Below are 24,272 nucleotides of genomic sequence, written 5' to 3'. Positions count from 1 at the left end.
TCGCGGAGCACCAATTCGTTGCCAAACGCAGGCTTTAAACCGCGTCTTACTCTTGATCCAACTCGATGTTGATACCGAGAGAACGGATCTCCTTCAGCAATACGTTGAAGGACTCTGGCATTCCTGGCTGCATCTGATGGTTACCGTCAACGATGTTCTTGTACATCTGAGTACGACCGTTAACGTCATCCGATTTCACTGTGAGCATTTCCTGCAGAGTATACGCAGCACCGTATGCCTCCAGGGCCCACACTTCCATCTCACCGAAACGCTGACCACCGAACTGAGCTTTACCGCCCAGAGGTTGCTGAGTAACCAAGCTGTACGAACCGGTAGAACGGGCGTGCATCTTGTCATCAACCAAGTGGTTCAGTTTGAGCATGTACATGTAACCTACGGTCACAGGACGCTCGAACTGGTTACCGGTACGACCATCAAACAGATTCAGCTGACCAGAAGTCGGCAGACCTGCGAGTTCAAGCATCTGCTTGATCTCTTTCTCTTTGGCACCGTCGAAGGCTGGGGTTGCCGTTGGCAGACCATCCTTCAGGTGTTTGGCCAGACGCAGAACTTCATCATCGGTAAATGAATCGATATCCACGCGCTGCTTCACTTCATCGCCCAGTTCATAGACCTGTTTGATGTAGCCACGCAGTTCGGCCAGCTCACGCTGTTCTTCCAGCATGGCATTGATGCGATTACCAATACCTTTAGCCGCAGCACCCAAGTGAACTTCCAGTACCTGACCTATGTTCATCCGCGAAGGTACACCCAGAGGGTTCAGTACGATGTCGACAGGGTTACCCTGCTCGTCGTATGGCATATCTTCGATAGGACAGATCTTGGAGATCACACCCTTGTTACCGTGACGACCGGCCATCTTGTCACCAGGCTGGATGGTACGCTTAACCGCCAGGTAAACCTTAACGATCTTCAGTACGCCTGGAGCCAGATCATCACCTTGGGTGATCTTGCGACGCTTGACTTCGAACTTCTTGTCAAAGTCGGCTTTCAGCTCTTCGTGCTGTTCAGCCAGCTGTTCCAGTTCGGTTTGCTTGGCTTCATCGTCGATAACCTGAACCAATACGTCTTTGCGTGGCAGTTCAGCCAGTTTGGCTTCACTGAAACCGGCGCTCAGCAGCAGGTTACGGGCACGGCTCAGTACACCCTCTTCGAGGATCTTGAACTCTTCAGTCAAGTCCTTACGGGCTTGAGCAATGTGCATCTCTTCGATTTCGATGGCGCGCTTGTCTTTTTCAACACCGTCACGGGTGAAGACTTGCACGTCGATAACTGTACCCTTCACTGAGTTAGGTACACGCAGAGAGCTGTCTTTAACGTCAGACGCTTTCTCACCGAAAATAGCCCGCAGCAGTTTCTCTTCCGGAGTCAGCTGAGTTTCACCCTTAGGCGTTACCTTACCAACCAGAATGTCACCGCCTTTAACTTCGGCGCCGATGTAAACGATACCGGATTCATCCAGCTTGCTCAGTGCAGACTCACCTACGTTAGGGATGTCAGCAGTGATCTCTTCGCTACCCAGCTTGGTGTCACGGGCAATACAGGACAGTTCCTGAATGTGGATAGTCGTGAAACGGTCTTCCTGCGCTACGCGCTCGGAAATAAGGATGGAATCCTCAAAGTTGTAACCGTTCCATGGCATGAAGGCCACGCGCATGTTCTGACCCAGAGCCAGGTCGCCCAAGTCGGTTGACGGACCATCGGCCAGCACGTCACCACGCACCACAGGCTCACCTACGCTACAGCATGGACGCTGGTTGATGCAGGTGTTCTGGTTGGAACGGGTGTACTTGGTCAGGTTGTAGATATCGATACCGGCTTCGCCTGGGCGCAGCTCATCTTCGTTAACCTTAACCACGATGCGGCTGGCATCAACATAGTCGATCACACCGCCACGCTTGGCAGCCACAACCACGCCTGAGTCAACAGCCAGTGTACGTTCAATACCTGTACCCACCAGAGGCTTCTCTGACTTGAGTGTTGGTACTGCCTGACGTTGCATGTTTGCACCCATCAATGCACGGTTAGCGTCGTCGTGCTCAAGGAATGGGATCAAAGATGCCGCCACAGAGATGATCTGCTGTGGAGATACGTCCATATACTGGATATCGGAAGCGCGCATAAAGGTAGATTCACCCTTGTGGCGACAGGCAACCTGCTCTTCCACAATGCGACCTTCGTTGTCGAGCTCGATGTTGGCCTGTGCAATCACATAGCGGCCTTCTTCGATGGCTGACAGATATTCCACTTCATCGGTAACCACACTGTCGATCACCTTACGATAAGGTGTTTCCAGGAAGCCGTATGAGTTGGTACGGGCAAAGGTAGACAGTGAGTTGATCAGACCAATGTTTGGACCTTCAGGGGTCTCAATTGGACACAGACGACCATAGTGAGTTGGGTGCACGTCTCGAACTTCGAAGCCGGCACGCTCACGGGTCAGACCGCCAGGACCAAGAGCCGAAATACGGCGCTTGTGAGTCACTTCTGACAGTGGGTTGTTCTGATCCATAAACTGCGACAGCTGAGAAGAACCGAAGAACTCTTTCACTGCAGCAGAGATTGGCTTGGCGTTGATCAGATCCTGAGGCATCAGCTCGTTCAGATCGCCCAGAGACAGACGTTCACGTACAGCGCGCTCAACACGTACCAGACCGACACGGAACTGGTTCTCGGCCATTTCGCCAACGCTACGGATACGACGGTTACCCAGGTGGTCGATATCATCGACTTCATCAAAACCGTTACGGATTTCGATGATCTTCTTCATTACGGCAACTATGTCTTCTTTGGTCAGTACACCGGTACCCTCGTTCTCGTCGATTTCGAGACGACGGTTGAACTTCATCCGGCCCACTTTAGATAGGTCATAGCGCTCTTCGCTGAAGAACAGGTTTTGGAACAGAGCTTCGGCGGCATCCTTGGTTGGTGGCTCGCCAGGACGCATCATGCGATAGATTTCAACCAGCGCTTCCAAACGGTTGGTGGTTGAGTCAATACGCAGAGTGTCAGAGATGTAAGCACCGTGATCCAGCTCGTTGATGTACAGGGTGCTGACCTCTTTGATACCGGCCAGTGACAGATTGGCCAGGTCTTCCAGGCTGATCTCGTTGTTGGCGGTAACCAGTACTTCACCTGTGTCAGGATCGATATAGTCCTGAGCCGCCACTTTACCAACTATGTACTCAACCGGAACTTCCAGTTCAGTAGTGTTGGTTTTTTCCAGTTGGCGGATATGACGGGCAGTGATACGACGGCCCTTCTCTACCAGCACAGTGCCTTCTGAATCCTTGATGTCATAGCTGGCAGTTTCGCCACGAAGACGCTCAGGAACCAGTGTCATGACCAGAGAATCTTTCTTGATCTTGAAGTCGACACGCTCAAAGAAGATGTCGAGGATATCCTGAGTAGAATATTCCAGGGCACGCAGAATGATGCTGGCAGGCAGCTTACGGCGACGGTCGATACGTACAAACAACGCATCTTTAGGGTCGAACTCGAAGTCGAGCCAAGACCCGCGGTAAGGAATAATACGCGCGTTATACAGCACTTTACCTGAAGAGTGTGTCTTACCACGGTCGTGGTCGAAGAACACACCTGGGCTACGGTGCAACTGAGATACGATAACACGCTCAGTACCATTGATAACAAAGGTACCGTTTTCAGTCATCAGAGGGATATCCCCCATGTAGACTTCTTGTTCTTTAATATCTTTTACAGTGCCGGCGGCAGCTTCACGATCATACAGCACCATGCGCAGCTTAACGCGCAGTGGAGCGGAGTATGTCACACCGCGGATTTGACACTCTTTCACATCAAAAACAGGCTCGCCCAGCTTATAGCTGACGTACTGCAGTTCTGAATTACCAGAAAAGCTCTTGATGGGAAAAACGCTACGGAAAGCGGCCTCAAGGCCACGCTCACCGGTAGGATCTTGATCGGTGAACTTCTTAAAAGAGTCTAACTGAATAGACAACAGGTAAGGGATGTCCAACACCTGTGGACGCTTACCGAAGTCTTTGCGAATACGCTTCTTTTCAGAATAGGAGTAAACCATGGGTTTCCTCTGCTTGCGAGATGTGACCAAGACTGAATCAACACAGTTAATCCAGCACGTTTGCCCATCACCGTTGATGGCAAGAACCTAACCAATAATCACTGCTAGGGACTGCAAAATCTGGCGACAAACGGTGAAAAAAATCGCCAACGCTTACAGCGCAAAAAAGGCCGACGGTCAAAAAACCGCCAGCCTCCACCCAATTGGCTTGGGTGATTGTAAGTCAGTATGACTTACTTGATCTCTACTTGAGCACCAGCTTCTTCGAGTTCTTTCTTCAGAGCTTCAGCTTCTTCTTTAGAGACAGCTTCTTTAACAGCTACTGGAGCAGATTCAGCCATAGCTTTGGCTTCTTTCAGACCCAGACCTGTGGCACCACGTACAGCCTTGATCACAGCAACTTTGTTGTCACCGTGAGAAGTCATAACTACGTCGAACTCGGTTTTCTCTTCAGCAGCAGCAGCTTCACCAGCGCCGCCAGCAACTACTGCGGCAGCAGCAGATACGCCGAACTTCTCTTCCATAGCTTCGATCAGTTCAACAACTTCCATTACAGACATAGCTGCAAAGGCTTCAAGGATTTGGTCTTTAGTGATAGACATAACAAATGTTTCCTATTGTTCTGAATTCAATTCTGTTAAGCAGCCAGCTTGAAATTAAGCGGCTTCTTGTTTTTGATCGCGCAGAGCGGCCAGAGTACGAACGAACTTGCCAGCAGATGCTTCTTTCATAGTCATCATCAGCTGTGCCAGTGCTTCTTCGTAAGTTGGCAGTTTTGCCAAACGATCAATGTCAGCTGCAGGGATGAATTCCCCTTCATAAGCTGCACCTTTAACTTCGAAAGCGGCTTGCTCTTTAGCAAAGTCTTTTAACAGACGAGCTGCAGCACCTGGGTGCTCGTTAGAGAAAGCAATCAAAGTTGGGCCAGAGAACACCTCTGTCAGACACTCAAAAGCAGTGCCTTCAACTGCGCGGCGAGCCAGGGTGTTACGTACTACACGTACATACACACCGTTTGCGCGAGCAGTCTTACGCAGAACTGTCATAGCACCTACAGTTACACCGCGTGAATCGGCGACAACTGCAGAAAGCGCACCTTTGGCAGCTTCGTTGACTTCAGCAACAATCGCTTTTTTGTCTTCGAGTCTTAATGCCATTGGCTTTACTCCTGGATTCTACCTGGGGAATCCCCCAGTGTTTACCATACTGAATACAAACGTACTCAGTTACTTACGGTGCAGATAATCCAGCAGAAATAAATCTATCTGGGGCCTGACACCGTCTACGCAGGAAATTAAGTATCCCAGACGGTCAACACCTGCGGTCTTGGACGGAAACCCATCCGAGTGTAAACACTCGTCATAGGTTCCAACCCACAAAAGTGCGCGCATTATAGGCTAACGCGCGCATTTTGTAAAATTAGTTAGCAGTGTCCAGAGTGTTCTGGTCAACAGCTACACCTGCACCCATAGTGGTGGAGATGCTTACCTTCTTCACGTACTGGCCTTTGGCTGCAGCAGGCTTGGCCTTCTTCAGTGCAGTCAGCAGTGCTTCCAGGTTTTCTTTCAGTTGAGCGGTTTCGAAGTCCACTTTACCGATAGTAGTGTGGATGATACCGTTCTTGTCGTTACGGTAACGAACCTGACCAGCCTTGGCGTTCTTAACAGCTTCGGCAACGTTAGGAGTTACAGTACCAGTTTTAGGGTTAGGCATCAGGCCGCGTGGGCCCAGGATTTGACCCAGCATACCAACAACGCGCATTGCATCAGGAGATGCGATAACTACGTCGAAGTTCATTTCGCCGGCTTTCACCTGCTCAGCCAGATCTTCCATACCTACCAGTTCAGCACCAGCTTCTTTCGCAGCTTCGGCATTGGCACCTTGAGTGAATACAGCAACACGTACTTCACGACCAGTACCGTGTGGCAGCACAGTGGCACCACGAACGTTTTGGTCAGATTTACGAGGATCAACACCCAGGTTAACGGCAACGTCTACGCTCTCAACGAACTTGGCAGTAGCCAGTTCTTTCAGCAGAGCTACAGCTTCGTTGATGTCGTATGCTTTGGTTACGTCCACTTTTTCGCGGATGGTGCGCATGCGCTTAGTCAGCTTTGCCATTATATTAGTCCTCTACTACCAAACCCATGGAACGCGCAGTACCTTCGATTGAGCGAGTCATCGCTTCAATGTCAGCACCAGTCATATCGGTTGCCTTGGTTTCAGCAATTTCCTGAACCTGGCTACGCTTGATAGTACCCACTTTCTGAGTGTTAGGACGAGCAGAACCTGACTTCAGACCAGCGGCTTTCTTCAGCAAGAAGGCTGCAGGTGGAGTCTTGGTTTCGAAAGTGAATGAGCGATCGTTGTAAACAGTGATCACTACTGGAATTGGCATACCTTTTTCGAACTTTTCAGTACGAGCGTTGAATGCTTTACAGAATTCCATGATGTTCACACCTTTTTGACCCAGAGCTGGACCAACTGGTGGAGACGGGTTTGCAGCACCGGCTGCTACTTGCAGCTTGATGTAAGCTTCAATTTTCTTTGCCATCTGACATTTCCTCAGTTTGGGTTCAAACGCTCAGGCGACATGCCTTGAGCTCCCCGAAAACAACGGGTGCGGATTATATAGAAATCCGCACCCGTTGCCAAACGGATTTTGTATTTTATTTAATCAGGATTTCTCGACCTGATTAAAGTCCAACTCAACCGGAGTTGAACGACCGAAGATCATCACAGACACCTTGACGCGGTTCTTGTCATAATCCACTTCTTCAACAGTACCATTGAAGTCGGCAAACGGACCATCGGTAACTCGAACCACTTCGCCGGGTTCGAACATAACTCGATGAGTCGGAGAATCTGTAGTCTCCTGCAGACGACGCAGGATAGCCTCGGCTTCTTTATCGGAAATAGGAGCAGGACGATCTGAAGTGCCGCCGATAAAGCCCATCACACGTGGGATGCTTTTCACCAAGTGCCAGCTTTGATCGTTCATTTCCATCTGTACCAGCACATAGCCGGGGAAGAACTTGCGCTCGCTCTTGCGGCGTTGGCCGGCACGCATTTCCACAACTTCTTCGGTCGGAACCAGGACTTCGCCGAAGAACTCTTCCATACCGTGCATTTTGATGTGTTCAAGCAGAGACTTACATACACGGCCTTCATAACCGGAAAAAGCCTGAACCACATACCATCTTTTCTTAGCTTCTTTAGCTTCAGTCATTCTAGTGCCTATACGCCAGTAATAAAGTTGACAATGCGCAGCAATACCGCATCCAGTCCCCAGAGAATCAAGGCCAGGATACCTGTCGCAGCCAGTACGATAAAGGTGGTATTCAACGCCTCTTGACGAGTCGGCCATACGACTTTGCGTACTTCAATTTGGGACTCACGGGCAAAGGCCAATGCTTGCTTACCCTTAACAGTTTGCAGAGCAATAAAACCAGCAATAGCAAATACAACAACCACACCCGCAGCGCGGATTGGCAGAGTGATGATTTCACTGTTGTTGTACATCTGGTTGCCAACGATAGCCACTACCACCAGTAGTATAGCTATTACCCACTTTACGATATCCAGAGAGTTGCCCTGGTTTTCAGTATTTGTTGTCATCGGTTAATTCCGTTACTCATTACGACCTGAGCCAAGGGACAGCTGAGTAAGTTTAAGGCTTAAATCAGCGCCAGCCCGCTTTCGAACTCGCCCCTGACGAGAATTCTCCGGCTCAGGGCACAAAAATCGGCCATAGATTGTATTCTTAATCAGCTTTGTTATCAAGGATACACAGGGCGAAACCAAGAGAAAGCCTGACACTTTACGCCAGCAAGCAAAAAAGGAAGCCGAAGCTTCCTTTTTCAAAGTAACCTGTCTCGCAATTAAGCGATGATCTTGGCTACAACACCAGCACCAACTGTACGGCCACCTTCACGGATGGCGAAGCGCAGACCTTCGTCCATCGCGATTGGGCAGATCAGAGTTACTGTCATCTTGATGTTGTCACCTGGCATTACCATCTCTACGCCTTCTGGCAGTTCGATAGTACCGGTCACGTCAGTTGTACGGAAGTAGAACTGTGGACGGTAGCCTTTGAAGAATGGAGTGTGACGACCACCTTCTTCTTTAGACAGCACGTAAACTTCTGATTCGAACTTGGTGTGTGGAGTGATTGAACCAGGCTTAGCCAGTACTTGACCACGCTCTACTTCATCACGCTTGGTACCACGCAGCAGGATACCGCAGTTCTCACCGGCACGACCTTCGTCCAGCAGCTTACGGAACATTTCTACACCAGTACAGGTAGTCTTGGTAGTGTCGTGGATACCCACGATTTCTACTTCGTCACCAACTTTGATGATACCGCGCTCTACACGACCTGTTACTACAGTACCGCGACCAGAGATTGAGAATACGTCTTCGATAGGCAGCAGGAATGGCTTATCGATATCACGCTCTGGCTCAGGGATGTAGGTATCCAGTGCTTCTGCCAGTTCGATGATCTTGGCTTCCCACTGAGCATCGCCTTCCAGAGCTTTCAGAGCAGAACCCTGAATTACTGGCAGGTCATCACCTGGGAAATCGTACTCAGACAGCAGTTCACGAACTTCCATCTCTACCAGTTCCAGCAGCTCTTCATCGTCTACCATGTCACACTTGTTCATGAATACGATGATGAAAGGTACACCTACCTGACGAGACAGCAGGATGTGCTCACGAGTCTGTGGCATTGGGCCGTCAGTAGAAGCTACTACCAGGATTGCGCCGTCCATCTGGGCAGCACCGGTGATCATGTTTTTAACATAGTCAGCGTGACCTGGGCAGTCTACGTGGGCGTAGTGACGAGTTGGAGTGTCATACTCGATGTGAGAGGTATTGATGGTAATACCGCGCTCACGCTCTTCTGGAGCGTTATCGATCGCTGCGAAGTCACGCGCCTCACCACCGTAAGTCTTAGACAGTACAGTTGAGATAGCAGCAGTCAGAGTGGTTTTACCATGGTCCACGTGGCCAATGGTACCCACGTTAACGTGGGGTTTACTACGTTCAAATTTAGCTTTAGACATGGTATTGCCTCAATCTAAGATTTTCTGGTGGTGAAACCATATATAGTGAAAAAGTCCGATGCAAATGAATGACATCGAACAGATTATAAAAGGCAGAGGTAAAATTTAAGATAGGCTGGTGCTGATAGGCAGATTCGAACTGCCGACCTCATCCTTACCAAGGATGCGCTCTACCACCTGAGCCATATCAGCATGCAAATTTGGAGCGGGCAGCGGGAATCGAACCCGCGTTATCAGCTTGGAAGGCTGGAGTAATACCATTATACGATGCCCGCGCAACCTACTTAAGGCTACCTACTTACCTTGAAAATGGTGGAGGGAGAAGGATTCGAACCTTCGAAGGCGGAGCCGTCAGATTTACAGTCTGATCCCTTTGGCCACTCGGGAACCCCTCCGATAAAATTGGTGCCGGCACCAAGAGTCGAACTCGGGACCTACTGATTACAAGTCAGTTGCTCTACCAACTGAGCTATGCCGGCACTTCATTTCGGTAGCGGATATTAGGTAAATGTTGGGGCGAGTGCAATAGGAAATTGGCTTTTTTTCGAAAAAAAGCCCTGAATGGTGCTTTTTTACTCTGACACTACGTAGGTATTCAACTCCTTCTTAACCCTCTGTACACGGGATAAACAATTCGGCTTGGCATAGGGATTTTTTATTGTTCATGAATAATTCATGGTGTACTGTGCCTTGCCTGAGCAGAGGAAATCAGATGACAACAGCCAACTCAATTCAACAGGCATTATATATGCCGTTTCACCGCCAGCAATGGGCCGAACTTCGCGAGTCGGTGCCTTTGACCTTGAGCGAAACCGAATTGAAAAAGCTGCGGGGGATTAATGAAAAGGTTTCCCTCACTGAAGTTACCGACATCTATTTGCCCCTCAGTCGTCTGCTTAACTTGATCGTTGGCGCCAAGCAGCAAAGAGGTTTGGTGTTAAATGAGTTTTTGGGGCAAACCCCGGCCAAGAGTCCTTACATTATCAGTATTGCCGGCAGTGTCGCCGTTGGGAAAAGTACCACAGCCCGTATCCTGCAGGCACTTTTGAGCCATTGGCCCGAACACCCTAAGGTCGATCTGATTACTACGGATGGTTTTCTCTACCCGCTGGCCGAGCTGAAACAAAAAGGGTTGTTGCAGCGTAAAGGCTTTCCGGAAAGCTATGACATGAAGCTATTGGTGGAGTTTATCGCTGCCATCAAGTCAGGCGCCGAGTTGGTCGAGGCTCCGCTATATTCCCACATCAGTTACGACCGGCTCCCCGAAGTGCAGCAGGTCAGACAGCCGGACATTTTGATCCTTGAAGGCTTGAATGTACTGCAGACAGAGCTGGATTCTCCCGTGAGTATCAAGCGTCCATTTGTTTCTGATTTCGTGGACTTCTCTATCTATGTAGATGCGGACGAATCACTGCTGAAACATTGGTATATAGATAGGTTCCTGCAGTTCCGGCATACGGCTTTTGCCAATGAGCGCTCCTACTTCCACCACTATGCCAAGCTGAGCGATGCCGAAGCCGAACATATAGCCGCCAATATCTGGGACACCATCAATGGCCCGAACCTGAATCTGAATATTGAGCCCACCCGCGAGCGGGCACATCTTATTCTGAAAAAGGGTCAAGACCACCTGATGGATAAAGTGCTGCTGCGAAAATAATCAAGCGCCGCGTAAGCTGATTTCCCCGCCGACAAAATGCTGTGGACCCGTTTCTGTCTGTAGGATGACGCCACCTTGCTCATCCACTCCCAGGTAGTGGCCGCTAATTTGCTGTTCACCCAGCAGCAATTTGACCTGTTGACCGGCAAAGATATCGGCACTCTGCCACCTGGTGCTGAATGCAGCCAATCCCTGAGTCTCAAACAGCTTAATATCTTTCAATAACTGTTGGTGGAGATTGATAGCCAACTCAGTCTTGTCCGGCATAGATTCAAGTCCACTGAGATCGCTCCAGGGTTGATCCAGTTGTTCACCCAGTTCAGCAGGCATAGCCATATTCAGGCCTATCCCGATCACCAGATCGCATTCGCTGTCGGCAGTACCACTCATTTCAATCAGCACACCGGCAAGTTTACGGCCATCGAGATAGATATCGTTGGGCCACTTCACTCCCAAACCGGCAATACCGAAAGACTCCAACACGCTAACCAGTGAACAGGCAACCACCAGACTCAAGCCCATCGCCTGAGAAAGGCCTTGAGAGAACTGCCAGTACATAGAGAAATAGAGGTGACTGCCGTAGGGCGACAACCACTGGCGTCCTCTACGCCCTCGTCCGGCAGATTGGTACTCGGCAATACAGAGATCGCCATTACTCAATTCATCGACATGGTTGAGCAGGAATGTATTGGTACCACCGAGTTCATCAAAGTAGAAACAACGGTTATCTATAGCGGAAAGCAAACGCGGCTTATCGATAAGATGCAGGCTTCTCGCTAACTTATAGCCTTTGCCTTTCACGCTGAAGATATCGATCCCAAAGGCAGTCAAGGCACTGATATGTTTGCTGACAGCCGTACGGCTGACACCGAGCTGTTCGGCCAGCTTTTCGCCGGAGACAAACTCACCCTGCTGCAACAGCTGTAATATTTCCCGCTTGCGCTTCCACTGTTCGGTCATCGTCAGAGACTCCTCTCTCCTGTTGCCGCAAAAATTCGCGGCTCGGGTTGCAATTCGACACCGAAGCGCGCTTGCACTTGCCTGATAATTTCCCGCGCCAAATTAGCCACATCCTTACCCCTGGCACCACCTTTATTCACCAGTACCAGGGCTTGCTTATCATGGACTGCTGCCGCTCCCAACTGGAAACCTTTCAAACCTGCCTTATCGATAAGCCAGCCTGCGGCCAACTTAACAGTACCATCCTGCTGAGCATAACCCACCAAATCAGGAAAGCGTTCGGCCAATTTAAGATAGTCGGCAGCAGCAACCACAGGATTCTTGAAAAAGCTGCCGGCATTGCCAAGCACTACAGGATCCGGCAGTTTTTCCTGACGAACCTGACATACCCGCTCAAAAATCATGGTCGCGGTCACCTCAATCTCTTCAGCGAGCGACTGCAACGGCCCATAACTCAGTTTCGGCTGCCAGGCTTTAGGCAGTTTCAAGCCGACAGAGGTGATCACAGCCTTCCCCTTGAGCTCATTTTTGAAAATCGACTCACGATAGCCAAAATCACAATCAGCGGCCTCGAGACGAGTTAGCGCGCCGGTCTGCAGATCCAAGTACTCAACCCAGTCACACAACTGACACAGCTCAATTCCATAGGCGCCTATGTTTTGAATAGGCGCTGCACCAACTGTCCCCGGGATCAGAGCCATATTCTCAAGCCCCGGCATCCCCAGCTTAAGCGTTTCGCAAACCAAATCGTGCCAGTTTTCACCGGCGGCAACCTTTAGATAAAAATGCTCTTGATCCTCACAGACATCGATTCCCTTGGTACCGATTTGAATCACTGTCCCTTGATAATCTTCAAGCAGCAATAGATTACTGCCACCACCGAGGATCAGCATAGGGGTCTCATCGCCCTTATGCTGCATGCAAGCCTGGACAAGCTCCGTGGTAGAACTCACTCTGATGAGTTCCCGACAGCAACAGTCGATTCCAAAGGTGTTCAAAGATTTAAGGGAGTGGACTAGAGTTGGCATCTAAAGCTTTCACTGCAAATAAAAGCAGCATTGTAACGGGATTAGCCGGCTATTTCAGCCGCAAAACACCCATAAGCGAATATCCAGCAGCAAGCTACTCGGCTGCTACCGACTCAAAGCTGGATTAAGGCAAATCTCACAGGCCCTAAACGCAAAAAAGCCACCTTATGCAGGTGGCTTCTCTACTTAATTGGGCGTCTGGCGATGGCCAGCTTCGAGCAAGCTCTCCGCGTTCGTCTGGCGCATCAAACTGAGTTTGATAAACGCGACAACCTCACCCTACTCCACATGGGATTGTGCCTCACTACGTTCGGACTCTTTATCTTCCCCATGTGAGAGTGGACATTTCAAAATGCAATTAAAACGAAAAATCCCCAACACAAAGTGCTGGGGATTTTCATTTTATTAGGCGTCTGGCGATGACCTACTCTCACATGGGGAGACCCCACACTACCATCGGCGCGATTGCGTTTCACTTCTGAGTTCGGGATGGGATCAGGTGGGACCACAATGCTATTGTCACCAGACATATTCTTACTGGTTAATTGTCCGTCTGACGGTATTGTTTCCTCGCTACGCTGCTCATGTACTTCAGTACACTGCGCGGCTCGCTCGTCACGGCTTTGTCAGCCAAACAATTACCTGCGTCATTAACCTTTATTCTTCAATTCAGAAAGCTGTGCTCTTCTTCAGAGCCTGAGTTCAAACTTCAATCAAGTATCTAACTTCTTCAAGTCCGTAAAACCCATCTGGGTTGTATGGTTAAGCCTCTCGAGTCATTAGTACAGGTTAGCTCAACGCCTCGCAACGCTTACACACCCTGCCTATCAACGTCCTGGTCTCGAACGGCTCTTCAGAGGGCTCCAGGCCCTAGGGATGACTCATCTTGGGGCTCGCTTCCCGCTTAGATGCTTTCAGCGGTTATCGATTCCGAACGTAGCTACCGGGCAATGCCATTGGCATGACAACCCGAACACCAGCGGTTCGTCCACTCCGGTCCTCTCGTACTAGGAGCAGCTCCCCTCAATCATCCAACGCCCACGGCAGATAGGGACCGAACTGTCTCACGACGTTCTGAACCCAGCTCGCGTACCACTTTAAATGGCGAACAGCCATACCCTTGGGACCGACTTCAGCCCCAGGATGTGATGAGCCGACATCGAGGTGCCAAACACCGCCGTCGATATGAACTCTTGGGCGGTATCAGCCTGTTATCCCCGGAGTACCTTTTATCCGTTGAGCGATGGCCCTTCCATTCAGAACCACCGGATCACTATGACCTGCTTTCGCACCTGCTCGACGTGTCTGTCTCGCAGTTAAGCTGGCTTATGCCATTACACTAACCGTACGATGTCCGACCGTACTTAGCCAACCTTCGTGCTCCTCCGTTACTCTTTGGGAGGAGACCGCCCCAGTCAAACTACCCACCAGGCACTGTCCCTAACCCCGATTAGGGGCCCAGGTTAGAACATCAACACTACAAGGGTGGTATTTCAAGGTTGACTCCAACAAGACTGGCGTCTCATCTTCATAGTCTCCCACCTATCCTACACATGTAGGGTCAATGTTCAGTGCCAAGCTATAGTAAAGGTTCACGGGGTCTTTCCGTCTAGCCGCGGGTATACGGCATCTTCACCGCAATTTCAACTTCACTGAGTCTCGGCTGGAGACAGCGTGGCCATCATTACGCCATTCGTGCAGGTCGGAACTTACCCGACAAGGAATTTCGCTACCTTAGGACCGTTATAGTTACGGCCGCCGTTTACCGGGGCTTCGATCATGAGCTTCTCCGAAGATAACCCAATCAATTAACCTTCCGGCACCGGGCAGGCGTCACACCGTATACGTCATCTTGCGATTTTGCACAGTGCTGTGTTTTTGATAAACAGTTGCAGCCACCTGGTATCTGCGACTCCCGTCAGCTCAGAGAGCAAGTCTCATCACCAACAGGAGCGTACCTTCTCCCGAAGTTACGGTACCATTTTGCCTAGTTCCTTCAGCCGAGTTCTCTCAAGCGCCTTGGTATTCTCTACCCGACCACCTGTGTCGGTTTGGGGTACGATTCCTGCTAACCTGAAGCTTAGAAGATTTTCCTGGAAGCATGGCATCAACCACTTCATCCCCTTAGGGACTCGTCGTCAGCTCTCAGTGTATGTGTGCCCGGATTTGCCTAAGCACACCACCTACTACCTTAAACGCGGACTACCAACGCCGCGCCGGCCTAGCCTTCTCCGTCTCTCCATCGCAGTTAGCAGAAGTACGGGAATATTAACCCGTTTCCCATCGACTACGCCTTTCAGCCTCGCCTTAGGGGTCGACTCACCCTGCCCCGATTAACGTTGGACAGGAACCCTTGGTCTTTCGGCGAGGGGGTTTTTCACCCCCTTTATCGTTACTCATGTCAGCATTCGCACTTCTGATACCTCCAGCGTGGGTTACCCCTTCGCCTTCAACGGCTTACAGAACGCTCCTCTACCGCACTGATGCAAGCATCAGTACCCGTAGCTTCGGTGAATTGCTTAGCCCCGTTACATCTTCCGCGCAGGCCGACTCGACTAGTGAGCTATTACGCTTTCTTTAAATGATGGCTGCTTCTAAGCCAACATCCTAGCTGTCTAAGCCTTCCCACATCGTTTCCCACTTAGCAATTACTTTGGGACCTTAGCTGACGGTCTGGGTTGTTTCCCTTTTGACGACGGACGTTAGCACCCGCCGTCTGTCTCCCGGATAGCACTCTTTGGTATTCGGAGTTTGCAAAGGGTTGGTAAGTCGGGATGACCCCCTAGCCTTAACAGTGCTCTACCCCCAAAGGTGTTCGTCCGAGGCGCTACCTAAATAGCTTTCGAGGAGAACCAGATATCTCCCGGTTTGATTGGCCTTTCACCCCCAGCCACAAGTCATCCGCTAATTTTTCAACATTAGTCGGTTCGGTCCTCCAGTTGATGTTACTCAACCTTCAACCTGCCCATGGCTAGATCACCGGGTTTCGGGTCTACACCTAGCAACTATACGCGCAGTTAACACTCGGTTTCCCTACGGCTCCGCTATTCGCTTAACCTCGCTACTAAATGTAAGTCGCTGACCCATTATACAAAAGGTACGCAGTCACGGTCTCAAGAACCGCTTCCACTGCTTGTACGTATACGGTTTCAGGTTCTATTTCACTCCCCTCACAGGGGTTCTTTTCGCCTTTCCCTCACGGTACTGGTTCACTATCGGTCAGTCAGGAGTATTTAGCCTTGGAGGATGGTCCCCCCATATTCAGACAACATATCACGTGTGCCGCCTTACTCGATTTCATCTCTGGTTAGTTTACGTGTACGGGGCTATCACCCTGTGCCGCTGTGCTTTCCAACACATTCCACTAACACCCCAAAGACTTAAGGGCTAATCCCCGTTCGCTCGCCGCTACTTGGGGAATCTCGGTTGATTTCTTTTCCTAAGGGTACTTAGATGTTTCAGTTCCCCTCGTTCGCCTCACTAAGCTATGTATTCACTTAGTGATGACACCTTATGGTGCCGGGTTTCCCCATTCGGACATCGCTGGCTCAAATGCTTGTTACTAGCTCACCAACGCTTTTCGCAAGTTACTACGTCCTTCATCGCCTCTGACTGCCAAGGCATCCACCGTATACGCTTGGTCGCTTAACCATACAACCCGGATGAGTTTTCATCGGACTGTATTGCAACCAGCTTAGGTTTACTTGTCTCACCTCCGGGTTAAGGAAGTGGACTCGCCTTGAAGAATTTCCAAAACACTTGATTGAAGTGTTTGAGAACTCAATTTGTATGCATCAAATCCTACTCCGAAGAGAGGTTTTGATGTCTACTATCAGCTTTCCAAATTGTTAAAGAGCGGGCTTAAAAAAGCCAAAGATAAATACTGACTTATCTTTGGCGTCTCTCGTCCTTTGTAGAGTGACGGTTCCAGCACTTCCAAGGGAAGTGGTGGAGCTATGCGGGATCGAACCGCAGACCTCCTGCGTGCAAGGCAGGCGCTCTCCCAGCTGAGCTATAGCCCCGTTTCTTTGCGGTTCTTTTTACCGATTTCGTTGTTAGCCTTCGCCTCTTCGCTCAGTCATTTAGTTAACTAAACTCCTTCACTCATCGCTCGGCTGCCTCGAACTCAATAAAAATCTCTCGCAAACAGTCTTGAACACCGTTCTGTTCATTTCTTCGACGCTAGTCAAGGCAAACAGGGAGGAAGTTTACTGGAGTAAACGACGACCTGCTTAACGCAGAATAGCGGAAGAATTGGTGGGTCTGAGTAGACTCGAACTACCGACCTCTCGCTTATCAGGCGAACGCTCTAACCACCTGAGCTACAGACCCCCATGCTCTACTTCTTTTATCAAGCAATCTGTGTGAACACTCAAAAGGTACACGGATGTACCGAATGTCGAAAATGCAGGAGCAATTTCCGACCAAGCACCAATTATCGCTTAGGTAAGGAGGTGATCCAGCCCCAGGTTCCCCTAGGGCTACCTTGTTACGACTTCACCCCAGTCATGAACCACACCGTGGTAAACGCCCTCCCGAAGGTTAAGCTATCTACTTCTGGTGCAGCCCACTCCCATGGTGTGACGGGCGGTGTGTACAAGGCCCGGGAACGTATTCACCGTGGCATTCTGATCCACGATTACTAGCGATTCCGACTTCATGGAGTCGAGTTGCAGACTCCAATCCGGACTACGACCAGCTTTATGGGATTAGCTCCACCTCGCGGCTTCGCAACCCTCTGTACTGACCATTGTAGCACGTGTGTAGCCCTACTCGTAAGGGCCATGATGACTTGACGTCGTCCCCACCTTCCTCCGGTTTATCACCGGCAGTCTCCCTAAAGTTCCCGGCATTACCCGCTGGCAAGTAAGGATAGGGGTTGCGCTCGTTGCGGGACTTAACCCAACATTTCACAACACGAGCTGACGACAGCCATGCAGCACCTGTCTCACAGTTCCCGAAGGCACCAATTCATCTCTGAAAAGTTCTGTGGATGTCAAGAGTAGGTAAGGTTCTTCGCGTTGCATCGAATTAAACCACATGCTCCACCGCTTGTGCGGGCCCCCGTCAATTCATTTGAGTTTTAACCTTGCGGCCGTACTCCCCAGGCGGTCTACTTAATGCGTTAGCTTGAGAGCCCAGTGTTCAAGACACCAAACTCCGAGTAGACATCGTTTACGGCGTGGACTACCAGGGTATCTAATCCTGTTTGCTCCCCACGCTTTCGTGCCTGAGCGTCAGTCTTTGTCCAGGGGGCCGCCTTCGCCACCGGTATTCCTCCAGATCTCTACGCATTTCACCGCTACACCTGGAATTCTACCCCCCTCTACAAGACTCTAGTTTGCCAGTTCGAAATGCGGTTCCCAGGTTGAGCCCGGGGCTTTCACATCTCGCTTAACAAACCGCCTGCGCACGCTTTACGCCCAGTAATTCCGATTAACGCTCGCACCCTCCGTATTACCGCGGCTGCTGGCACGGAGTTAGCCGGTGCTTCTTCTGCGAGTAACGTCACAGATGTAAGGTATTAACTTACACCCTTTCCTCCTCGCTGAAAGTGCTTTACAACCCGAAGGCCTTCTTCACACACGCGGCATGGCTGCATCAGGGTTTCCCCCATTGTGCAATATTCCCCACTGCTGCCTCCCGTAGGAGTCTGGGCCGTGTCTCAGTCCCAGTGTGGCTGATCATCCTCTCAGACCAGCTAGGGATCGTCGCCTAGGTGAGCCTTTACCTCACCTACTAGCTAATCCCACCTGGGCTTATCCATCAGCGCAAGGCCCGAAGGTCCCCTGCTTTCCCCCGTAGGGCGTATGCGGTATTAGCAGTCGTTTCCAACTGTTATCCCCCACAAATGGGCAAATTCCCAGGCATTACTCACCCGTCCGCCGCTCGTCATCTTCAAAAGCAAGCTTTTGAAATGTTACCGCTCGACTTGCATGTGTTAGGCCTGCCGCCAGCGTTCAATCTGAGCCATGATCAAACTCTTCAATTAAAGTTTTGGTTGATTCCGAAGAATCGACTCAATGAATTCTGTTCGTATGAACACTCTTCATCGAGTTAAATCGTTTTGTCGATTTCTCAATGCCTGTGAGTGTCCACACAGATTGCTTGATAGATTGTTAAAGAGCAGGACCGCGATGGAGCCCATCGGGTCAGGGCTGCGTATTCTACGCTTTCCCTTAAGTTCGTCAAGAAGTTTTTTATCACCATTTTGACGCCAACCTTGGATTATCTGGGAGTTAACCTCCATCGTCCCGGTCAGTGGATGCGCATTATAAGGAGGCCAGCCGATAGCGCAAGTGCTTTTTGACAGCTTCGGCGCCAAGCGTCCACCTTTTAACCGTAGCGGCTATTTACTGGTCTTTCCCCATTAAAAACTTGCTTTAAAGGCCCTGCTTATGTTGAAAAATGAGAGCAAAGGTCATTTTTTCGGCATCAGTCTGGTTTAAAGGTAAATAATTCATTACCATAGTTGCCGCTGTTAACAGTAATTTATCAATTCTTCTTCACAGAGAACATTTTTATGCAAAAGTCATTTTTGATTGTGCTGGGTATCGCCATTCTGGGCGCGCTTGCGATATATCAGCTCATGCCTCAACTGCCTGCATTTTTGGCCTTCCCTGTTGGCGCACTCCTTGCCGCTGCAGTTTATGCCTTCACATCCAGCCCAAGTCAGGTTCAAGCTAAAACACAAGAAGCTTACAATGGCCCAACCATGACTCTCTATGTAGGTAATCTGCCTTATAGAGCTCACGATACTGAAGTTAAGTCATTGTTTGAGGAATATGGCCCGGTGAATTCGGTTCGCTTGGTCAGAGATCGCAAGACCGGCAGACGTAAAGGATTTGGTTTTGTGGAAATGTCAGAGTCCGGCGCTCAAAAAGCGATGACCAAATTGAATGACTTCATCTTTCAGGAGCGCACCCTGAAAGTTCGTGAAGCCAAATCACAAGATTCAGATAAGCAGGAATAATAGTTCTATGTCATCACGCTGGTCGAGGCCTTGGCCGTTTGAGTAAAACCATACTCGGCCAGCGTTGATTTCAATCCTTCGGTAATTTTTTCACTGGTGTAAAAGGCCCACTCACTATCTGCTTGTTGTGAGACAGTCGGCTCCTGCTGATATTGCAGCAGACTCTTTACCCGTTTCGCTATCGCCTCGCCGGAGTCCAATAGTTCAACATCATCACCCAGTATTTGTTGTAGCTCAGGCTTCAGCATAGGGAAGTGCGTACAACCAAGCACAAGCACATCCAGTTCACTGTAGATAACAGGTTGCAGTAACTTCTTTATTGCTGCGACATCTATAGCCAGCCCAGCCGCCTTGGCCTCCGCAAGCAGCACCAGTTCAGAACAGCCAAAGAGCTCTACCTGGCAATCACAGGCAAAGTGGTTGATCAACTCTTTGGTGTAAGCCCTTTTGACTGTGCCAGGTGTGGCCAACAAACCTATATGTTTACGTTTGGAGATGGCTGCCGCCGGTTTAATAGCCGGGACAACACCTACAACCGGGATTGTCAGCTGAGCTCTCAACTCAGGAAGTACCAAGGTACTGGCTGTATTACAGGCAATGACCACTATCGCGGCATCTATCTGCTTGGCCATGGTCACAACTAAATCCACGCATCCGCTTATCAACTCGGCTTCCGCCAACTCACCATAAGGCAAGCGCGCGTTATCAAACAGATAGCAATACTGTCTCTGTGGTAATAGCTTGCGGATCTCCCCAAGCACAGACAAGCCACCTATGCCTGAGTCAAAAACCAATATGGGTCGCGACAAATTGTGCCTCTAAGCGATATACAAAGGGTGTCGTGGCTAGAAGCCACAACGGCGGATGAAACGCTATTTTTTCATAGCTTGGACAAAAGCACAAAGGTGCGAAACTGGACATCAGCGCCACGTAGTATAATATTTGCGCCCCGTTTGAAGCCAAGAGTGAATATTATGAATTTAGAAGCAATGGACCCAAGTCAATATGATGCGCAGCTGGAACAAAAGCGCCTCAAACTGGAACAGGCCTTTGCCCGCTTCACTCCACCGGCACTCGAAGTGTTTCCCTCAGCGCAGCAACACTACCGCATGAGAGCAGAATTTCGGGTTTGGCATGACGGGGAAGATCTCTACTACTATATGTTTGACCAACAGCAAAAAGCCAAGGTTCGTTGCGATCAGTTTCTGCCCGCCAGCGCTTTAATCAATCAGATGATGCCCGCACTGATGGCCGAGCTGCGCCCCAACAGCATACTGAGACACAAGCTGTTTCAAGTAGACTTCCTCTCTACTCTGTCTGGCGAGATTTTGGTGTCACTGCTGTATCACAAGCAGTTGGATGATAACTGGCTCAATGAAGCCAAGGCGTTGAAACAGAGACTCGAGAAAGCGTTCAAGGTCGACATCATAGGTCGAGCCCGTAAGCAGAAGTTTGTGTTGGACAGAGATTTCGTCATCGAACGCCTGCAAGTCAACCAACAGGAATACATCTATAAACAAGTGGAAAACAGCTTCACCCAGCCTAATGCCCAAGTGGCAACCAAGATGTTGGAGTGGGCGATAGACTGTACCCGTCACAGTAGTGGCGATCTGCTTGAGCTTTATTGTGGCAACGGTAACTTCTCCATCGCCCTGGCACAAAACTTCAACAAGGTGCTGGCAACCGAGTTAGCTAAACCCTCGGTCGATTCCGCTCAATACAATATTGAGCAAAATGGCACTGAGAACCTGCAGATCATTCGTATGTCGGCCGAGGAGTTTACCCAGGCCATGACGGGGGAGCGTAGCTTCAGACGTCTGGAAGGAATTGACCTCAAGAGTTACGACTGCAACACCATCTTTGTTGATCCTCCGCGAGCCGGCTTGGATCCCGATACAGTCAATCTGGTGCAGGGCTATGAGTCCATCCTCTATATTTCCTGCAACCCGCCAACCCTGGCCGACAATCTCGAACAGTTGAGTCAAACTCACGAGATCAAACGCTTTGCCCTGTTTGATCAGTTCCCTTACACCGACCACATGGAAGCGGGCGTATTGCTTTCCAGGAAAAGCCTATAGATTAGGATGAGACTGGTGTAGCAAGCCCAATAAGTCACTGGCCGATACAATGAATGACTGCAGAACCTGCAAAGCTACTAGCAAAACGGCTTTGCGGGCGCTGCATAAGCATCACCTTCCAGTTCATAGAGTCATCCTCTCCTCTTTAACTGCAGTTAAAGAGGAGAGGACTACCGAAGCAACTCAAAGAGATGTGGGACAGCACAGATGAAGCTGACGCCTAGCTCATGGAACCTCTGGCGGCAACAAGTCAGAAAGAGCGGTATCAGGCCGTTATTCCAATTTGGCCAGTGTCCTAAAAACCATCTTCATGGCATAGTTGCTTCTGCGGTTCATCCGTTACACACCTGCCAACTGGAAGGTATGAACAACAAATCAAACTACGGAAGCGAATGGGCTATGGCTACCGGGATACCGAATACTCCTTTCTGGAAGTCAGAGTGGCATTCCCCAGAGATCCGCGATGAACCAAACAAAAGGGCCCCGAAAGGCCCTTTTGTTTTGGCAAATTTTAATCAGCGGCTATCACGCTTTTGCTGCAACGCTTCGGCGCCCGTTGCCACCATTCGCAGTTGAGTCACCAGTCGGTCGGCCAGAATCTTGCGATCGGCACGTTTCATATCCAGGGCGGCGGCGCCGGCATTGAACACCAGAGTCACCAATGCCTCAGCCTGTGCCCTGGCCAACTCAGGGCTGCGGCCGGCGGTGTCCTCGGTGTAGTGCGCCAGTTCCGAGATAAAGTGTTCAATCTCCCGCGCCACGGCGGCACGAAAGGCGGCCGAGGTGCCTGAGCGCTCATGCAGCAGGATCCTGAATACGTTGGGATTGGATTCCAGTACTTCCATAAAGGTGTCGACCGAGATGCGGATAACACTGCCGCCGGCTTCGGCGCGCTGACGTCCCTTACGCATCATCTGTCTCAGCGTCAGGCCACCTTCATCGACCATGGTCAGCCCCAGTTCATTCATATCCTTGAAATGACGGTAGAAAGAGGTTGGCGCTATATTGGCTTCCCTGGCCACTTCCCTAAGACTCAGGCTGGAAAAACTGCGCTCGGCACTCAGTTGATTGAATGCTGCATCCACCAAGGCGCGGCGGGTTTTCTCTTTCTGCTGTGCTCTGATACCCATCTTTATTCCATTCACTGGATCTGTTGCGCAAATAATACAGGCTTTACTCAATAATCACATCCTCGGCTGGTGTCACTGTGATTGTGCTCCAATAGCAACTTAGCGTACACTTGTTAGCTTAAAGCGTTTTGGAAGTCATCATAATGAAAAAACCTCCCCTCATCTGGACCAACCTGATCCTCTTCCTGCTGACGTTTGCCGGTGCCTGTATTCTGGTGCCTTGGCGAGGCATCAGCCATGGCTTTGAGCTCAGTGAGTGGCTCACCTTCGTACTATTGGCCTTCGCCAGTGGTTTGTCTATCACCGCCGGTTACCATAGGCTGTGGTCACATAAGGCTTATAAGGCTCACCCGGCCGTGCGTTTCCTGTTTGCCCTGGGCGGTGCGCTGGCGTTGCAGAACAGTGCCTTGCATTGGGCTTCGGATCACCGTATCCATCACAAGCATGTGGATGACAATGACAAGGATCCCTACTCAGCGAACATGGGTTTCTGGTACAGCCATATTGGTTGGATGCTCAGGGAATATCAGGCACAACGTTATCACGACTATAACAACGTCAGAGACCTGCAAAACGATGCCATAGTCATGTGGCAGCATAAGCATTATCTGCTGCTGGCGCTATTGATGAATGTGGGCCTCCCCGCTCTGCTTGGTTGGTTGAACGGCGATATCCTGTCGATGTTGCTGCTGGCTGGTCTGCTCCGCTTGGTGGTAGTTCATCACTGCACCTTTTTTATCAACTCATTGGCGCATATCTGGGGTAAGCAACCCTATACAGACCGTAACACCGCCCGAGACAACGGTGTGCTGGCACTGTTTACTTATGGTGAGGGTTACCATAACTTCCACCATATCTTTGAAAACGATTACCGCAATGGTATCCACTGGTGGCATTACGACCCCACCAAGTGGTTGATCCGTTTCCTGTCCTGGTTTGGCCTGACCAAAGACCTGCGCAAGAGCCCTCAGGAGCGCATCGAAGCCGCCAAACTGCAGATGCAACTCAAGCGCGCCCAGAATAAGGTGGCCCACCTGCCCAATTGCGAGGAGATCCTGGAAAAACTGCAGGCAGAATACGAGGAATTGAAGAGCCACTTGCTGGCCTACTTTGAAGCCAAGAAGGCGCTGCTTGAGGCCCGCAAGCAGCAGTTGGCGGATAAGCATCTACTGTCTCAGGTGACGGAAATGCGTTTACGTTTTCGCGCCCAACGAAAACAATGGCGCCAACTGCGAGCCAGCATAGCCTAAAACCTTGTCGTAGCCTCCCAAGGCCTGGCGATCGGCTTAACAGAATTTA

At 50.3% G+C, this 24,272-nt stretch carries 17 protein-coding genes, 6 tRNA genes and 3 rRNA genes; 5 read left to right on the top strand and 21 right to left on the bottom strand.

All coding sequences use genetic code 11. The features are described 5' to 3' along the window. Window positions 1–46 precede the first annotated feature (46 nt). The 12 genes from rpoB to E1N14_RS01125 form a co-directional block, all read right to left on the bottom strand. On the bottom strand, window positions 47–4,078 hold the full coding sequence (gene rpoB / locus E1N14_RS01180) for a DNA-directed RNA polymerase subunit beta (protein WP_025012043.1): 4,032 nt from the start codon (window positions 4,076–4,078) through the stop codon (window positions 47–49). A gap of 233 nt (window positions 4,079–4,311) precedes the next feature. Continuing rightward, complete coding sequence (gene rplL, locus E1N14_RS01175) at window positions 4,312–4,680, bottom strand: 50S ribosomal protein L7/L12 (RefSeq protein ID WP_025890054.1); 369 nt, start codon at window positions 4,678–4,680, stop codon at window positions 4,312–4,314. Window positions 4,681–4,734: 54 nt separating this feature from the next. Beyond that, window positions 4,735–5,235, bottom strand: a complete 501-nt coding sequence (gene rplJ, locus E1N14_RS01170; RefSeq protein ID WP_025012044.1) for a 50S ribosomal protein L10 — start codon at window positions 5,233–5,235, stop codon at window positions 4,735–4,737. Window positions 5,236–5,497: 262 nt separating this feature from the next. Next, a complete protein-coding gene (gene rplA / locus E1N14_RS01165) occupies window positions 5,498–6,199 on the bottom strand; it encodes a 50S ribosomal protein L1 (RefSeq protein WP_025012045.1) in 702 nt (233 codons plus the stop codon). Window positions 6,200–6,203: 4 nt separating this feature from the next. Then, complete coding sequence (rplK, locus tag E1N14_RS01160; protein WP_025012046.1) at window positions 6,204–6,632, bottom strand: 50S ribosomal protein L11; 429 nt, start codon at window positions 6,630–6,632, stop codon at window positions 6,204–6,206. Between the two features lie 123 nt (window positions 6,633–6,755). Beyond that, window positions 6,756–7,307: a transcription termination/antitermination protein NusG gene (gene nusG / locus E1N14_RS01155; RefSeq protein ID WP_025012047.1), complete on the bottom strand. Its 552-nt coding sequence runs from the start codon at window positions 7,305–7,307 to the stop codon at window positions 6,756–6,758. Between the two features lie 8 nt (window positions 7,308–7,315). Continuing rightward, complete coding sequence (gene secE, locus E1N14_RS01150) at window positions 7,316–7,696, bottom strand: preprotein translocase subunit SecE (RefSeq protein WP_025012048.1); 381 nt, start codon at window positions 7,694–7,696, stop codon at window positions 7,316–7,318. A 263-nt stretch (window positions 7,697–7,959) separates the two neighbouring features. Then, complete coding sequence (tuf, locus tag E1N14_RS01145; protein ID WP_071239068.1) at window positions 7,960–9,144, bottom strand: elongation factor Tu; 1,185 nt, start codon at window positions 9,142–9,144, stop codon at window positions 7,960–7,962. Window positions 9,145–9,260: 116 nt separating this feature from the next. Then, window positions 9,261–9,336 (bottom strand) — tRNA-Thr (locus E1N14_RS01140). Between the two features lie 9 nt (window positions 9,337–9,345). Next, window positions 9,346–9,419 (bottom strand) — tRNA-Gly (locus E1N14_RS01135). Between the two features lie 35 nt (window positions 9,420–9,454). Beyond that, window positions 9,455–9,539 (bottom strand) — tRNA-Tyr (locus E1N14_RS01130). A gap of 8 nt (window positions 9,540–9,547) precedes the next feature. Further along, window positions 9,548–9,623: transfer RNA gene (locus E1N14_RS01125), tRNA-Thr, on the bottom strand. 233 nt (window positions 9,624–9,856) lie between these two features. Here E1N14_RS01125 and coaA point away from each other — a divergent pair. Then, on the top strand, window positions 9,857–10,804 hold the full coding sequence (gene coaA, locus E1N14_RS01120; protein ID WP_025012139.1) for a type I pantothenate kinase: 948 nt from the start codon (window positions 9,857–9,859) through the stop codon (window positions 10,802–10,804). Here coaA and birA read toward each other — a convergent pair whose 3' ends face one another. From birA to E1N14_RS01085, 7 genes are all read right to left on the bottom strand, one after another. Then, entirely contained in the window at window positions 10,805–11,764 is a 960-nt protein-coding gene (birA, locus tag E1N14_RS01115) for a bifunctional biotin--[acetyl-CoA-carboxylase] ligase/biotin operon repressor BirA (RefSeq protein ID WP_025012138.1), read from the bottom strand. A gap of 2 nt (window positions 11,765–11,766) precedes the next feature. Next, window positions 11,767–12,792: a UDP-N-acetylmuramate dehydrogenase gene (gene murB, locus E1N14_RS01110; RefSeq protein ID WP_025012137.1), complete on the bottom strand. Its 1,026-nt coding sequence runs from the start codon at window positions 12,790–12,792 to the stop codon at window positions 11,767–11,769. Window positions 12,793–13,203: 411 nt separating this feature from the next. Then, window positions 13,204–13,319 (bottom strand): 5S ribosomal RNA (gene rrf / locus E1N14_RS01105). A 231-nt stretch (window positions 13,320–13,550) separates the two neighbouring features. Next, window positions 13,551–16,443: ribosomal RNA gene (locus E1N14_RS01100) — 23S ribosomal RNA — on the bottom strand. Window positions 16,444–16,738: 295 nt separating this feature from the next. Continuing rightward, window positions 16,739–16,814, bottom strand: a tRNA-Ala gene (locus E1N14_RS01095). 233 nt (window positions 16,815–17,047) lie between these two features. After that, window positions 17,048–17,124 (bottom strand) — tRNA-Ile (locus E1N14_RS01090). 115 nt (window positions 17,125–17,239) lie between these two features. Continuing rightward, window positions 17,240–18,784, bottom strand: a 16S ribosomal RNA gene (locus tag E1N14_RS01085). The 16S, 23S and 5S rRNA genes sit together here with 2 tRNA genes alongside, the layout of an rRNA operon. 531 nt (window positions 18,785–19,315) lie before the next feature. Here E1N14_RS01085 and E1N14_RS01080 point away from each other — a divergent pair. Continuing rightward, window positions 19,316–19,765 carry an RNA recognition motif domain-containing protein gene (locus E1N14_RS01080; protein ID WP_025010662.1) on the top strand — a complete coding sequence of 150 codons (450 nt, stop codon included), beginning with the start codon at window positions 19,316–19,318 and terminating at the stop codon, window positions 19,763–19,765. A 5-nt stretch (window positions 19,766–19,770) separates the two neighbouring features. On the opposite strand, the gene murI is transcribed toward E1N14_RS01080, so the two are convergent. Continuing rightward, a complete protein-coding gene (gene murI / locus E1N14_RS01075; protein ID WP_025010661.1) occupies window positions 19,771–20,574 on the bottom strand; it encodes a glutamate racemase in 804 nt (267 codons plus the stop codon). Between the two features lie 165 nt (window positions 20,575–20,739). Here murI and trmA point away from each other — a divergent pair, with 165 nt between their 5' ends. Next, complete coding sequence (gene trmA, locus E1N14_RS01070) at window positions 20,740–21,843, top strand: tRNA (uridine(54)-C5)-methyltransferase TrmA (RefSeq protein ID WP_025010660.1); 1,104 nt, start codon at window positions 20,740–20,742, stop codon at window positions 21,841–21,843. Between the two features lie 207 nt (window positions 21,844–22,050). Continuing rightward, a complete protein-coding gene (locus E1N14_RS22200; RefSeq protein WP_152134840.1) occupies window positions 22,051–22,419 on the top strand; it encodes a transposase in 369 nt (122 codons plus the stop codon). Here the strand turns inward: E1N14_RS22200 and fabR are convergent. Beyond that, a complete protein-coding gene (gene fabR, locus E1N14_RS01060; RefSeq protein ID WP_025010659.1) occupies window positions 22,359–22,973 on the bottom strand; it encodes an HTH-type transcriptional repressor FabR in 615 nt (204 codons plus the stop codon). The genes E1N14_RS22200 and fabR overlap by 61 nt on opposite strands. Before the next feature lie 143 nt (window positions 22,974–23,116). Here fabR and E1N14_RS01055 point away from each other — a divergent pair, with 143 nt between their 5' ends. Next, the gene (locus E1N14_RS01055; protein WP_025010658.1) at window positions 23,117–24,223 is read left to right on the top strand and encodes an acyl-CoA desaturase; all 1,107 of its coding nucleotides are present in this window, start codon (window positions 23,117–23,119) and stop codon (window positions 24,221–24,223) included. Window positions 24,224–24,272 lie beyond the last annotated feature (49 nt).

It is taken from the genome of Shewanella algae (genome assembly GCF_009183365.2).
GTDB classification, from domain to species: Bacteria; Pseudomonadota; Gammaproteobacteria; order Enterobacterales; family Shewanellaceae; genus Shewanella; species Shewanella algae.
The sequence above is the reverse complement of the archived record's forward strand: the minus strand, read 5'-3'. Positions and strand labels throughout refer to the sequence as shown.